General features: G+C 54.7%; 14 protein-coding genes and 1 riboswitch. Of the genes, 10 read left to right on the top strand and 4 right to left on the bottom strand.

The window, feature by feature from the left end:
- Position 1: 1 nt before the first annotated feature.
- A complete protein-coding gene (locus CR46_RS0109370; RefSeq protein ID WP_030072201.1) occupies positions 2–1492 on the bottom strand; it encodes a bifunctional ADP-dependent NAD(P)H-hydrate dehydratase/NAD(P)H-hydrate epimerase in 1491 nt (496 codons plus the stop codon).
- 94 nt (positions 1493–1586) lie between these two features.
- Here CR46_RS0109370 and queG point away from each other — a divergent pair, with 94 nt between their 5' ends.
- Entirely contained in the window at positions 1587–2699 is a 1113-nt protein-coding gene (queG, locus tag CR46_RS0109365; RefSeq protein ID WP_030072199.1) for a tRNA epoxyqueuosine(34) reductase QueG, read from the top strand.
- A 44-nt stretch (positions 2700–2743) separates the two neighbouring features.
- On the opposite strand, the gene orn is transcribed toward queG, so the two are convergent.
- Positions 2744–3337, bottom strand: a complete 594-nt coding sequence (orn, locus tag CR46_RS0109360) for an oligoribonuclease (protein ID WP_030072197.1) — start codon at positions 3335–3337, stop codon at positions 2744–2746.
- 146 nt (positions 3338–3483) lie between these two features.
- Between orn and rsgA the strand changes: the two genes are divergently transcribed.
- The 3 genes from rsgA (at position 3484) to asd (ending at position 6269) form a co-directional block, all read left to right on the top strand.
- Positions 3484–4503 (top strand): small ribosomal subunit biogenesis GTPase RsgA, encoded by a 1020-nt coding sequence (gene rsgA, locus CR46_RS0109355; protein ID WP_030072195.1) that lies wholly within the window; start codon positions 3484–3486, stop codon positions 4501–4503.
- 79 nt (positions 4504–4582) lie between these two features.
- Entirely contained in the window at positions 4583–5425 is an 843-nt protein-coding gene (locus tag CR46_RS0109350; protein WP_030072193.1) for a sulfurtransferase, read from the top strand.
- Positions 5426–5435: 10 nt separating this feature from the next.
- Complete coding sequence (gene asd / locus CR46_RS0109345; protein ID WP_030072191.1) at positions 5436–6269, top strand: archaetidylserine decarboxylase; 834 nt, start codon at positions 5436–5438, stop codon at positions 6267–6269.
- Positions 6270–6283: 14 nt separating this feature from the next.
- Here the strand turns inward: asd and epmA are convergent, their stop codons facing one another.
- Positions 6284–7264 (bottom strand): EF-P lysine aminoacylase EpmA, encoded by a 981-nt coding sequence (gene epmA, locus CR46_RS0109340; protein WP_030072189.1) that lies wholly within the window; start codon positions 7262–7264, stop codon positions 6284–6286.
- Between the two features lie 133 nt (positions 7265–7397).
- A complete protein-coding gene (gene efp, locus CR46_RS0109335; RefSeq protein ID WP_030072187.1) occupies positions 7398–7964 on the bottom strand; it encodes an elongation factor P in 567 nt (188 codons plus the stop codon).
- Positions 7965–8068: 104 nt separating this feature from the next.
- On the opposite strand from efp, the gene epmB reads away from it, so the two are divergent.
- The 6 genes from epmB (at position 8069) to CR46_RS0109305 (ending at position 13713) form a co-directional block, all read left to right on the top strand.
- A complete protein-coding gene (gene epmB, locus CR46_RS0109330; protein ID WP_030072186.1) occupies positions 8069–9091 on the top strand; it encodes an EF-P beta-lysylation protein EpmB in 1023 nt (340 codons plus the stop codon).
- A 287-nt stretch (positions 9092–9378) separates the two neighbouring features.
- Positions 9379–9515, top strand: a riboswitch (guanidine-I (ykkC/yxkD leader).
- Between the two features lie 58 nt (positions 9516–9573).
- The gene (locus CR46_RS0109325; protein WP_030072185.1) at positions 9574–10662 is read left to right on the top strand and encodes a putative urea ABC transporter substrate-binding protein; all 1089 of its coding nucleotides are present in this window, start codon (positions 9574–9576) and stop codon (positions 10660–10662) included.
- A 60-nt stretch (positions 10663–10722) separates the two neighbouring features.
- A complete protein-coding gene (locus CR46_RS0109320) occupies positions 10723–11550 on the top strand; it encodes an ABC transporter permease (protein ID WP_030072183.1) in 828 nt (275 codons plus the stop codon).
- Positions 11547–12341 carry an ABC transporter ATP-binding protein gene (locus tag CR46_RS0109315; protein ID WP_030072181.1) on the top strand — a complete coding sequence of 265 codons (795 nt, stop codon included), beginning with the start codon at positions 11547–11549 and terminating at the stop codon, positions 12339–12341. Before CR46_RS0109320 ends, CR46_RS0109315 begins: the two co-directional genes overlap by 4 nt.
- On the top strand, positions 12338–13060 hold the full coding sequence (locus CR46_RS0109310) for an urea amidolyase associated protein UAAP1 (RefSeq protein ID WP_030072179.1): 723 nt from the start codon (positions 12338–12340) through the stop codon (positions 13058–13060). Before CR46_RS0109315 ends, CR46_RS0109310 begins: the two co-directional genes overlap by 4 nt.
- 14 nt (positions 13061–13074) lie before the next feature.
- Positions 13075–13713 carry an urea amidolyase associated protein UAAP2 gene (locus tag CR46_RS0109305; RefSeq protein ID WP_030072177.1) on the top strand — a complete coding sequence of 213 codons (639 nt, stop codon included), beginning with the start codon at positions 13075–13077 and terminating at the stop codon, positions 13711–13713.
- The last annotated feature ends 32 nt before the right edge of the window (positions 13714–13745 follow it).

Here is a 13745-nt window from a genome sequence, read left to right as displayed (position 1 = left end):
TTCACGGGTTAATTAAGACTCGTGCATAGGATGCCAGATCGCTTGCCAGCAGGCCACGTTCACCCGCTGTTTTAACCGCTTCATCACCTGCTTGTGCATGCACCATCACTCCAAGCCATGTGCCGCGCTCTACACTATCGCTCTGAGCAACCAGAGTGCCCAGCATGCCGCTCAGCACGTCCCCCATGCCACCGCTAGCCATACCAGGGTTGCCGTATGGGCACACCACAAGTCCACTGGGGCCAGCCACCAAGCTGCCCGCACCTTTTAAGATCACAACGCCGCCTCGGGCCCGCTGAAGTGCACGGACAGCCGCAGGACGATCCGCTTGAATATCCGCAACGGAGCAGCCTAGCAACCGAGCCGCCTCACCGGGGTGCGGTGTTAACACCCAATTATCACGGCGAACATCGGGCCAGCGGCTGGCCAACAGATTTAACGCATCCGCATCAACGATCAACGGTACATCTGATTGCAAGGCCTGTTGTAATATCGCCTGCCCCCAAGCATCTTGCCCAAGGCCAGGTCCTACTACCACCACATCCGCAGCGGGTAACAGGCTCGCGTCAGCTCCGCCACGAACACCATGAGCCATCACCTCTGGGCAACGGACTAAACTTGCGACCACATGCTCGGGTGCGGTTGCCAAACTTACCTTACCGGCCCCTAAGCGCGCAGCAGCTTGCGAAGCCAGCAAGGCAGCGCCACCAAACCCTGGTGCCCCCCCCATTACCAGCACATGCCCTAAGTCACCTTTATGGCTAATACGCGAGCGGGGTGCAAAAGCCTCAGCAAGCAGCTCATCATTTAAACGCCAGGCGGTTGGTGGAATATCAAAAAAGGCCTGGGCTTTAACACCTAGCGGACGAAAATCAATTTCGCCCGTATAGGCAGGCGCATCACCCGTGTGCAGGCCAATTTTGTCGCCTATAAACGTCACCGTGCAGGCTGCCGCAACAGCTAACCCCATCACTGCCCCTGTATCTGCCGAGATTCCAGAGGGAATATCCAGCGCCAACACGGGCTGATGCGACGCATTGATCGCTTCAATCACTTGCCTTATTTCTCCGGCAACGTCACCTGATAGCCCAGTACCCAGTAGTGCATCGACAATCACCTCGCCCACCAGTGTGGTGCTTGGCTGCCACTCATCAAAGCCAACGCCCGCCGCTGACGCGAGTTCAGCAGCACGTGCAACATCACCAGTTAACGTGCCTAAAGGCCTAAGCGAAATGCGCTGCACTTTAAGTCCGGACTGCATCGCAAGTGCCGCAAGCACGTGGCCATCACCACCATTATTGCCGCTACCGCAAAGCACCGTCACACTTCGCGCCTGCGGCCAACGAGAACGAAAGCTGTGCCAGGCACTGGAGGCTGCTCGCTGCATTAAGGCAAAACTTTCAATGCCACCGGCAATCGTACGCCGATCAAGTTCACGCACTTGAGCCGCGGTATAAAGGGGGCGTAGCGAGGAAGTACTTAACGTGGGCACGATCTCTCCTTAATCTAGTTACGGTAGGCGATAGTGTGTTGATAACCACTTATGCGTTAGCATAGCGCGCTTAACGCGCTAACGTTGATTTACCATGCAAAGTTCTACCACCTTTTCACTGTCTAATGATGACCTAACGCGCCTTGCGGAGCTAATCAAAACCTGGGGCCGTGAGCTTGGTTTTCAGCAAGTAGGCATCACAGACACCCAGCTAGCTGATCATGAAGCACACCTGAACAATTGGCTTGCGAAGGGCTATCACGGTGAAATGGGCTTTATGGCGAAGCATGGTACTAAACGTACCCGTCCAGAAGAGCTTGAGCCCGGCACCCAGCGGGTAATCAGCGTGCGTTTAGACTACCTGCCCGCTGACGTAGAAAGCGCAAAAGTGCTTGGCAGGCCTAATCTTGCCTATGTCTCACGCTACGCCCTAGGTCGCGATTATCATAAATTAATGCGCAAACGATTGGCGCAGCTGGCTAAACAGATCGAGCAAGAAGTCGGCGCGTTTGGTTATCGTGCGTTTGTCGACTCTGCGCCTGTTATGGAGCGTGCTTTAGCACAAAAAGCGGGCCTGGGTTGGTTTGGAAAAAACGCGATGCTACTTAACCCCAAGGCGGGTTCGCTATTTTTTCTCGGCGAGCTGTATACCGACTTGCCGCTTCCTATCGATGCACCATTTACTCAGGAACACTGTGGCAGCTGTAGCGCTTGCCGCAGCGCTTGTCCAACGGGTGCCATTGTGGACGACAAAGTCGTTGACTCCCGCAAGTGTATCTCCTACCTCACCATAGAGTTACATGGAGCCATACCGATTGAGTTTCGCCGCGCTATGGGCAACCGTATTTATGGCTGCGACGACTGTCAGCTAGTGTGCCCCTTTACTCGTTTTACCCGCGCCACCCAAGAGCGTGATTTTGCACCACGTCATGACCTTGACCGCGCTGATCTTATAAGCCTGTTTGCCTGGGGCGAAGATGAGTTTTTGGATAAAACCGCGGGTAGCCCGATTCGCCGGATTGGCTATGAACGCTGGCTGCGCAATCTCGCCGTTGGCCTTGGCAATGCGCCCTGGAGTCCCGCGGTAGAGGCAGCCTTGTGGGCAAGAAGGGCCTACCCAAGCAGTTTAGTGCGTGAGCACGTTACTTGGGCGCTTGAGGAGCAGCGCCTCAAGCGCGGCGCGAACATTGCTACTGACGCCTCTTAACCACTTTTCTTAACCACGCTTCTCAACCGCTCGTCGCAACCACCTTACTCCTCTTCGTCGGTTACCGTTTCGAGGCGTAAGAATGTGCTGCGATAGTGAGCCAATTCAGCAATCGACTCCTTAATGTCATCCATCGCCAGATGGACATTCTGCTTTTTAAACCCTGCCAAGGCGCCTGGATTCCAGCGCTTTGCCAATTCCTTAACAGTCGACACGTCCAAATTGCGGTAATGGAAGAACGCCCAAAGCGCTGGCATTTCACGCTCTAAAAAACGCCGATCCTGGTGAATACTATTGCCGCACATGGGCGACGAGCCTGACACCACGTAGTGGCGAAGAAAGTCGAGCGTTTGCTGCTCGGCTTCGGCACTGCTCACAGTGCTTGCCTTGACACGCGCTACCAGCCCACTCTCCCCGTGGGTCTTTTGATTCCAGTCATCCATTTGAGCCAGCTGGCTATCTGGCTGTTTCACTGCGATCACAGGGCCTTCCGCTACGACGTTTAAATCAGCATCGGTAATCAGGGTGGCCACCTCGATGATGCGCTCTTTGTTGGGGTCCAGGCCGGTCATCTCCAGGTCTATCCACACCAGCAAATCATCTCGCGGGGAAACGTTGGCAGTAGTTTGTTCGCTCATTACGTTCATTCCTTGGCCAGTATCGCCACTTAAGAGGGCGATTAGAGTAAAAGTATCGCTTATATTGTCATCACCAGCACCCGATACGGGACAGTAGACTGCCCAGGTGGGTACAATGCCACTATTGTACCGAGCATCAGGTGGTCATGAGCAAACGTAAATTAAGTCGCCAGCAACAGTGGCGAGTCGATAAAGTCCAGGCGGAACGTGCTCAACGTGCTGAAAAGCGCGATGTGAAAGACGCTGAAAAACTTGCCGCAGGCGAATATGGGGCCGAGCAACCCGGCCGAGTAATGGCCCACTTCGGGCGCACGTTAGAGGTGCGCGATGCCAATGGCACGCCCGTACGTTGCCATCTTCGCGCCAATTTAGAAGGCTTGGTCACTGGCGACCGGGTGATCTGGCGAGCAGGCCAGGACGGTTCTGGCGTGGTTGTGGCTCGCGAAGAGCGCGACAGCGTGCTTAAGCGCCCAGACCCGCGGGGCCAGTTAAAGCCGGTTGCGGCCAACATCGATCAATTGCTGATCGTATTTGCTGTTGAACCTGCCCCCCACCCCAACCTGATTGACCGCTATCTGGTTGCCGCCGAAGCCACCGGCATTGTCCCCGTGCTGGTGCTGAACAAAACTGATCTGCTGCCAGCTGATGGCGGCAAGCTAGGGCAACTGCTTGAGCGCTACCGCTCCCTAGGCTATACCGTGGTTCGTACCACCACGGCCACTGAGACGGGGCTAGATGAGCTGCGCCAGCAGCTTGAAGGGCGAACATCGGTGTTTGTCGGCCAGAGCGGCGTTGGCAAATCATCGTTGATTGACCTGCTACTCCCTGATGAAACCTTGCGCATTGGCGCGCTGTCAGAAGACTCGCGTAAAGGCACCCACACCACCACTACCGCTCGGCTTTATACAATGAGCAGTGATGAGGTGACCAACGGCGAACTAATTGACTCCCCCGGCATTCGTGAATTTGGCCTGATCCACCTTGATGAGCAGGAGGTCACCGAAGGGTTTATCGAATTTCACCCCTTTATCGGACACTGTCGCTTCCGTGATTGCCGTCACCGTAATGAGCCGGGCTGCGCTTTACTTGAAGCTGTCGAGGCAGGCAAGATTCACCCAGAACGTTTTGCCAGCTATCGGCGCATTCTGGATAGCTTAAATGCTTAACTATTACTAACCTCATGCTTTGTATGTGAATTATTTTAGTTAATTGCCCCAGTTAATTATTAAGGATAGGGAGCTATCAATGAGCACCGCTAGCCACTCATCGGAAACCAATCTCCTGCCGCTGATTGTTGAGCCAGAGCAGCTTCAAGAGCACCTGGATGATCCACAACTGCTGATTATTGATGTTCCAGCGAATGGCGATAGTTATCGACAAGGCCATGTACCGGGCGCCATCTACCTTGATTTCCGCTACCTGATGCGCGGCGAAGGGCCAGTGCCTAACGATGTGCCCACCGTTGAGTTCCTTTCACGGCTGTTTAGCGCACTAGGTCTTACTCGCGACACTCACGTCGTCGCCTATGATGATGAAGGCGGTGGCTGGGCGGCACGGCTGCTATGGACATTGGAGTTGATCGGCCATACCCGCTACTCCTATTTGAATGGTGGTATTCATGCGTGGAGAGATGCTGGCCTGGAAGAGAGCTCCGAGGCCGTCGCGCCGACGCCCAGCGACTACCACGCTGAGATTCTAAACCCACAGGTCCTAATCACCTGTGACGAAATCAAGCAAAAGCTTGATGATAAGCAGTTCGCCGTATGGGACGCTCGCTCCAAAGGCGAGTTCGATGGTGAAAGGGGCAATAACAAGCACCTTGGCCATATACCAGGCGCAGTCAATATGGACTGGCTTGACGTCATGGATCGCCACCGCGCTTTACGTATTCGCGACTACGCCGAGCTCGTCACCGAGCTAGATGCGCTCGGCCTGACACCCGAGATGGAAATTGCCACCCACTGCCAAAGTCATCATCGCAGCAGCTTTACATGGCTTGTTGGTAAAGCGTTAGGCTTTAATATGCGCGGTTACGCTGGCTCTTGGGGCGAGTGGGGCAACCGCGACGACACACCGATTGAGAAGTGAACCTACGACAGTGACTCTATCCCAAAAAGCATTTTCTTTACTTCAGTACCCTCTGCCTCACCACGCGCTGTCGCGCTTGACAGGCAAGGTCGCCCAGTGCGATACCCCATGGGTGAAAGACAGAGTAATTAAGGCATTCATTAAGCGCTTTAACGTGGATATGAGCCAGGCGTTGGAACCCGACCCCACTGCCTACGCCACCTTTAACGACTTTTTCACCCGGGCCTTAAAAGCCGACGCACGCCCACTGGGTGAAGGCTTGTTAAGTCCTGCTGATGGCACGCTGTCGCAGTTCGGTCGTTTACAGGCAGGCCAGTTAGTGCAGGCGAAAGGTCACACCTTTTCTGCCCAAACCCTACTGGGAGGCGACAGCACGCTAGCGGAAGAGTTTATGGGCGGCAGTTTTGCGACCGTTTATCTTTCCCCGCGTGATTATCACCGTGTACATATGCCACTCACGGGTACCTTGCGGGAAATGATCTACGTGCCAGGGCGGCTCTTCTCAGTCAATCAAGCCACCGCTAACTACGTGCCAGGGCTGTTTGCTCGTAACGAGCGTTTAGTGTGCATTTTCGATACCGAGCACGGCCCGATGGCGATGGTATTGGTCGGCGCAATGATTGTAGCGGCTATCGAGACAGTCTGGTCAGGCCAGGTAACACCGCTTTCCGGCCACCCACAGCGCATGCGTTTCGGGCAGCCAATCACGCTTGAAAAAGGTGCCGAAATGGGTCGTTTCAAGCTCGGTTCCACGGTAGTGATGTGCTTTGCCAAGCCGGTAGCTTTTGAAGATAACCCGCTCGGCTCCAGCGTACAGATGGGCCAAACATTGGGAACGCCTTAAAAGCTAAGCAGCCGCTAGCAATTAGGTGTTGAAAAGGTAAGCACGTCTTCCAGGCGTGCTTTGCCTAACGCCAGTTGAATCAGACGATCCACTCCCAGCGCCACGCCTGCACTTGCAGGCATTCCGTGTTCAAGTGCCGCCAGCAAACATTCATCACAGTCCACTTCAGGCAGCCCCAAACGGCGGCGCTCGGCGTTATCTTCGCTGAACCGCAGCCGCTGTTCCTCAGCATCGATCAACTCATCATAGCCATTTGCCAGCTCAATACCATTGAGATAAAGCTCAAAACGAGAGGCCATCCACTCGCCGTCCGCATCCTGATGGCGGCGCGCCAAAGCGGCTTGGCTGGCAGGGTAGTCGACTACAACGCTTAACTCGTTTTGACCAAGCGTCGGCTCAATTACCATGCTCATTAACAGGTCAAGACAAGTATCACGACCCTCATCTGCTAGCGCATGCGCTGGCATTTGGCCACGCTCTGCGGCTAAAGCACGCAAGTTATCTAGAGACGTCGTGAATGGATCAACTGACAAGTAGGTGTGAAACAGCTCTCGGTAACGATGATATACCACCGGGCCTGCAAAGCTCGGCAGTATCGTGGCAACCAGGGTAGTGGTTTCGTCAATCAGCTCGGCCAAAGAAAACCCTGGCCGATACCACTCAAGCATGGTGAACTCGATATTATGGCGGCTGCCAATTTCACCGTCGCGGAAACTCTTAGCAAGTTGAAAAATCGGCCCACTGCCCGCTGCTAACAAACGTTTCATATGGAACTCAGGCGACGTTTGCAGCCATAGCCTGCGCTGGCCTTTATCGGTGCGCGCTAGTGTAGCAAGCGATACAAGGTGCACATCGGTACTACCGCCCTGCCCCAACACTGGTGTTTCTACCTCCAGCACACCGCGCTCAACAAAAAAAGCACGCACGGCGGCCATTAAGCGTGCCCGCTCACGCAGCGTTTCAATACTTGCCGTTGGCTGCCAGTTAGCCGTCATTGACTCTCTCCTAACGTTATAAAGCCACGCGTGTCATCGCGTGGCTTTATAAAACAGTTGCGTTGGCGGCTAACTTACCACCGGACATTCAAACAGCGCTTATGCTCTAGAAACGCTTATGCTTTAGAAACACTTACGCTCTAGAAACATAGTCACCAGAGCGCGTATCGATTTTCAGCACTTCGCCCTGATTGATAAACAGCGGTACGCGCACCACAGCACCCGATGACAGCGTTGCAGGCTTGGAACCACCCTGGGCAGTATCACCTTTCAAACCTGGGTCAGTCTCAACCACTTCCAGTTCAATGAAGTTGGGCGGCGTCACGGAAATCGCCTTATCGTTCCACAGGGTAATAATATAAGGCACCTGCTCCTTAAGCCATTTTGCAGTATCACCCAAGGCTTTCTTTTCAACAGCGTACTGCTCGAAGGAACCATCGGTCTTCATGAAATACCACATGTCACCATCGGTGTAGAGATATTCCATCTCTAAATCCATGACATCAGCCCCTTCCAGCGAGTCACCAGACTTAAACGTCCGCTCACCGACACGACCGGTCATCAGGTTACGCAGCTTAACGCGGTTAAACGCTTGGCCCTTACCTGGTTTAACCAGCTCGTTCTCAACGATTGAGCAGGGGTCGCCATCGAGCATTACTTTCAGACCGCCTTTGAATTCATTGGTAGAATAGTTCGCCATAATGCCTCTCAATGTTTTATTTCAGTAGCGTAATGCGCGAAGCCACGCTTCGCTAGATCGTTCTTTGAATAAGTGCGCGCATGATAACCCGAAGGAGGACTTTTTTGCAGGAGAACATCATTATTGCTGGTCAGCACACCTCAGGCCAGCCGACTGCCTCATGGCAACAGCAGCTTTCCCGAGCAATCCGCGACCCTGCTGTCCTTTGTCAACGCCTAGGCTTGAGCGATCAGTGGTTAGCTGGCGCCGATGCAGGCCATCAGCTGTTTGAGATCTGTGTGCCTGAAGCTTATCTGGCGCGTATCCCCCCTAACGCACCGGATGACCCGCTGCTGCGCCAAGTGCTACCCCTTGGCGATGAAACGCTAACCCCACCCGGTTACGTTACTGATCCCCTTGAAGAAGCTGATCATCAACCCGTGAAAGGGCTGATTCATAAGTATGCAAACCGCGTACTGCTAATCGCCAGTCCAGCCTGTGCGATTAACTGCCGCTACTGTTTTCGTCGCCACTTTCCCTATAGCGAAAGCTCGCCTTCCAGAAGCCAGTGGCACGCCGCGCTTGACTATCTGCAAGCCGACAACACTATCCAGGAAGCCATACTCTCTGGTGGCGATCCACTGGCTGCCAGCGACCGCCAGTTAGCGTGGCTTGTCGAGCAGCTCGACAGTATTGTGCATCTTAAGCGGCTGCGCATACATACGCGGCTACCCGTCGTCATACCGGACCGTGTTGATAACGCGTTATTGGATTGGCTCGCAAACACCCGCTTACAAAAAGTGGTCGTACTGCATATCAACCACCCCAACGAAATAGACCAAGCGGTCGTTGATGCCTGTGCTCGCTTAAAGCAGGTAGGCGTCACACTGCTAAACCAAAGCGTGTTGCTACGAGGCATCAACGATAACGTTAGCACCCTGGCAGCACTCTCTGAGCGCCTTTTTGACGCGGGGGTGCTGCCTTACTACCTGCATGTGGTCGACCCCGTACAAGGCGCCGCCCACTTTGATGTTCCCGATTCAGAAGCTAAAACGCTCGTTAACCAGTTGCTTGAACACTTGCCCGGCTTCTTAATGCCCCGCTTGGTGCGCGAAGTGCCCGGCAGAGCCAGCAAGACACCGCTTTGATACCCACGTTCGCGCCCAATAGCCCCCAGCAAGGGCGCTTACGACAAAACACACGCGTGTTAAATCGGTGCAATAATCGCCTCACGCGCACCATCACCAAGCAGCTAACGCGGCAGCCCTACTGCCAGGGCGAGCACCAATTCCAGCCAACTTTATGAAATCAAAAGCATTAAACCTAATCGGCCGCAATTTTGCTTTCTATATATAAGTAACAAAGTAGATAGGTAATAAAGTAGATAGGTAATAAACGGGGTATCGGCTGCGTAGGCTGCCACACAATTGAGTTTCCAATAGATCGCTAGGGTTCCGACGCCATCAATGTTCTGCCCCTGATGACGTGACTGGTCCAAGAGCAATCGACCTTGCACTTACTGATTGAAAGCGGTAAAGCAAGGTTACACGGCGGGACAAAAGCCCGGGAGGATAAGGTGCAGCCATGCGCCGACGCCCCCGAGTTTTTCTTCTAGCCGCTGGAGGCTTCTATGACCCGTCTCTCTCGTATTTCTCTAAAAAACTTACCGTTCGCTTCGCTACCTGCCGCTCTTCTGGCTGCTAGCCTTACCTCTCCGATGACGGTCACGCCCGCCCAGGCTCAAGAGCGCGATGAATTCAGCGTTTGCTGGTCTATTTATGCCGGCTGGATGCCCTGGGCCTATGCCGACGTTGAAGGCGTAGTGGATAGGTGGGCCGACGAATACGGCATAAGTATCGATGTGGTGCAAGTCAACGACTATGTCGAGTCGATCAATCAATTTACCTCGGGTAACGTTGACGGCTGTGCGATGACGAATATGGACGCACTGACGATCCCCTCTGCCAGCGGCGTCGACTCTACCGCACTCATTATTAACGACTACTCAAACGGTAACGATGGCATTGTGCTAAAAGGCAGCGATGACCTCGCCGACATTGAAGGTCGCCGGGTTAACCTTGTCCAGTTTAGCGTTTCCCATTACTTCCTTGCTCGCGCCCTTGAAAGTGTCGGCCTTACCGAACGCGACATTGAAACGGTCAACACGTCAGATGCTGACATTGTGGGGCTGTTTTCCAGCAGCACCACGGAGGCAGTGGCCGCCTGGAACCCGCAGTTAAGCGCTATTGCTGACATGCCTGACAGCCACGTGGTGTATACCTCAGCGGAAATTCCTGGGGAGATTCTCGACATGATGGTCGTCAACACCCAAACCCTGGCGGATAACCCGTCGCTTGGCCATGCACTAGTCGGCGCTTGGTATGAAGTCATGGGCTTGATTGAAGCTGATGATGAACATGCGCTCACCATCATGGCGGATGCGGCAGGCACTAACGTCGAAGGCTACCGGCAACAGCTTGCGGCCACATACCTGTATACCGATCCTGCACAAGCCATCGAACTCATGGAAAGCCCCGAGTTGCTCGATACGATGGAGCGAGTAGCCGAGTTTAGCTTTACCCATGGCCTACTCGGCGATATGGCACCCAATGCTGGTGTAGTCGGCATTACCACCCCCGCCGGTACTTTTGGCGATGAGAGCAATGTAAAGCTGCGCTTTGACCCAAGCTTTACCCAAGCATATCTCGACGCTCAGTAATACGCGTCATGGGAGTGGCGAGCGCCACTCCCCCCGCTCTCATTTTGTGTGGACACCGCCATGAAGCGATTAATTAACCTAACGCCCTCACGGGGTAGCCGCTGGCTTTTAGGCTTACTGCCTTTTTTGCTACTGGCGATGCTCTATATGAGCCTCTCCAACGCAAGACTGGCGGAAAACCCCAACGACCGCCTACTGCCCACGCCTTCAACGATGGCGAGCTCCTTTTACCACTTAGCCACTGCTGAGAACGTTCGCACCGGCCAGATTGTGCTGTGGACAGACACCTTTGCCAGCCTGGAACGCATTGTGATTGGTGTTGGTATCAGTGCGTTGATTGGCTTAATTGTGGGCATCTTGAACGGCGGTCTACCCATCGTGAGAGCCAAACTTTCGCCCTTGGTCACCGTCGCCTCACTGATTCCGCCGATGGCCATCCTGCCCATTCTGTTTATTGCCTTTGGTACCGGCGAGGCCGCTAAAATTGCGCTGATCGTGATTGGGGTAACGCCCTTTCTTATTCGTGACCTTCAGGGCCACGCTTTACGGCTACCCGATGAACAGTTAATTAAAGCGCAAACTCTGGGTGCCAGTTCCTGGCAGGTGCTGTTAAGAGTGTTACTGCCTCAGCTGACGCCGCGCCTGCTCAACGCGACCCGCTTGGCGCTGGGCACCGCCTGGCTCTTTCTGATCGCCGCCGAAGCGATTGCTGCACAAGAAGGCCTTGGCTACCGCATTTTTCTGGTCCGTCGCTACCTCTCCATGGACGTCATTCTGCCCTACGTAGCGTGGATAACGCTGCTGGCCTTTCTGCTTGACCAACTGCTGGCCTGGGTGTCGCGCATAGCCTTTCCCTGGTACCACGCAGGTGAAGGAGATAAATCATGAGCCTGCTCGCTGCCAAACGGCTAGAGAAGCACTACGGTAACCATGTGGTGCTCGAAAATCTTAATTTTAGCGTCGAGCCTGGAGAGTTCGTCACCCTGGTCGGTGCCTCTGGCTGCGGGAAAACCACCTTTCTTAAAATGCTGCTGGGCACAGAAGCAACGTCGCGGGGCAGCTTAATGCTGGATGATAAGCCCATTCCCAACGAGCCAGGCCCCGACCGAGGCGTTGTTTTTCAGAAATATTCTGTCTTTCCCCATCTCACCGTGCTTGGCAACGTCATGATTGCCGACGAGCTACACAGCGCCAAGTTATTGGGTAAAAGCTTTGGTGCCGCCAAACGCCGCGCTATTGAAAAGGCACGCGCTCGCATCGACGAAGTTGGCCTGAGCCACGCGTTAAACAAATACCCCCACGAGCTTTCCGGCGGTATGCAGCAGCGCTTAGCCATCGCTCAAGCGCTGATGATGCGGCCACGCATTTTATTACTCGATGAACCTTTTGGCGCGCTTGACCCAGGTATTCGCCAGGACATGCACGGGCTCATCAACCGCTTGTGGCAAGAGCAGCAGCTCACGATTTTTATGATCACTCACGACCTTAAAGAAGCCTTTGAACTAGGCACCCGGCTGTGGGTATTCGACAAAACCCGCCACGACCCCCAAGCCCCAGAAGCGTTTGGTGCCACGATTACCTATGACTTGCCTATCTCCCGAGACCGCCCTTCAACCGCTCTCAAAGAAGCGCTGCAACAAGGCGGCCTGCAAACCCACACCCAGGAGACGCTGCTATGAAGAACGACGCTCATTACACCACTGTTTTACCCGGTGGGCATCACTGGTCGCTGCGCCTGCGCCGGGGTACCACGCTCACCCTAACCGCTCAACAGGCCGACAGTAACGTGGGGCTTTTATGCTACAACCCGGAAAACCTGTTGGAACGGCTAAATTTGCCCGACACCTTGAAGTGTCAGCACACCTTTAAGCTTACCCAAGGGCACTGCCTTTACTCGGATATGGGGCGTATTTTTGCCTCTATTACGCAAGACAGCCTGGGTTGGCATGACAGCGTCGGCGGTAACCTAATGCCCCATCATCTGTTAAAGAAGGGCTGGCAACCGGTGAGCTATCAGCAGGCGCACAACGACTGGACCCGCACCGGCTTTGACGCCTTTTTAGTAGAACTCGCCAAGTACGGGCTGGGCCGTCGGGATATGGCCGCCAACCTTAATCTCTTTTCCCGGGTAGAGAGCGACGATGAGGGAAAACTGCGCTATATCAGCGGCCACTGCCAGCCAGGTAGTCGCGTCACACTGCGCATGGAGATGGACACGCTGGTACTGCTTCACACCTGCCCCCACCCACTTGACCCCAGCGCCAACTACCCCCGTCGCGGTGTAGACATCGCACTCGGCACCGCCGAACCGCCCACAGAAGATGACCCTTGCTACGTGTCACGCCCCGAAAACGCACGCGGCTTTGCCAATAACCGCCTTTACCACCTCGGCCTATAGAGGGGAAACGCCCAATGATTATTGAAAGCACTCTGCGCCCCGAAAACGCCTTAACCCGCACCACGGTCAACGCAGGCGACCATTACATTGGTACCGTGAAGCGCGGCCAAACCCTGCGCATTCTCGACCTAGAAGGCAACCAGGCCGCCGACACGCTATTTTTTAGCGCTGAAGATACCAGCGAGCGCTATAGCGCTATGGACACCGTGCGCGAACAGGGTGCGGTCTACCTCACCGCTGGCACCACACTCATGTCGAGCGAAGGGCGAGGCATGCTAACCATTACCGCCGACACCTGCGGTCGCCACGACACCTTAGGCGGCGCCTGCGCCAGCGAAAGCAATACCGTGCGCTACGATCTGGAAAAACGCCACATGCACTCCTGCCGAGACAACTGGATGCAGGCCATTGCCAACTTTCCAGAATACGGCCTGACCAAGCGGGACATCACTCACAACATCAACTTTTTTATGAACGTGCCCGTTACCGCTGACGGCAAACTGACCTTTGAAGATGGTATCTCCGCACCAGGCAAATACGTTGAGATGGTCGCTGAGATGGATGTCATTGTGCTGGTCTCCAACTGCCCCCAGCTCAACAACCCCTGCAACGGCTACAACCCCACGCCCATTGAGCTGTTGGTTTGGCAGTAAGCGACTCGCCCTAGGGACGACCCTAGATGGCC

The sequence above is a fragment of the Vreelandella neptunia genome, from assembly GCF_000712975.1.
Classification (GTDB): Bacteria; Pseudomonadota; Gammaproteobacteria; order Pseudomonadales; family Halomonadaceae; genus Vreelandella; species Vreelandella qaidamensis.
This window is presented reverse-complemented; position numbering and strand designations above follow the sequence as displayed.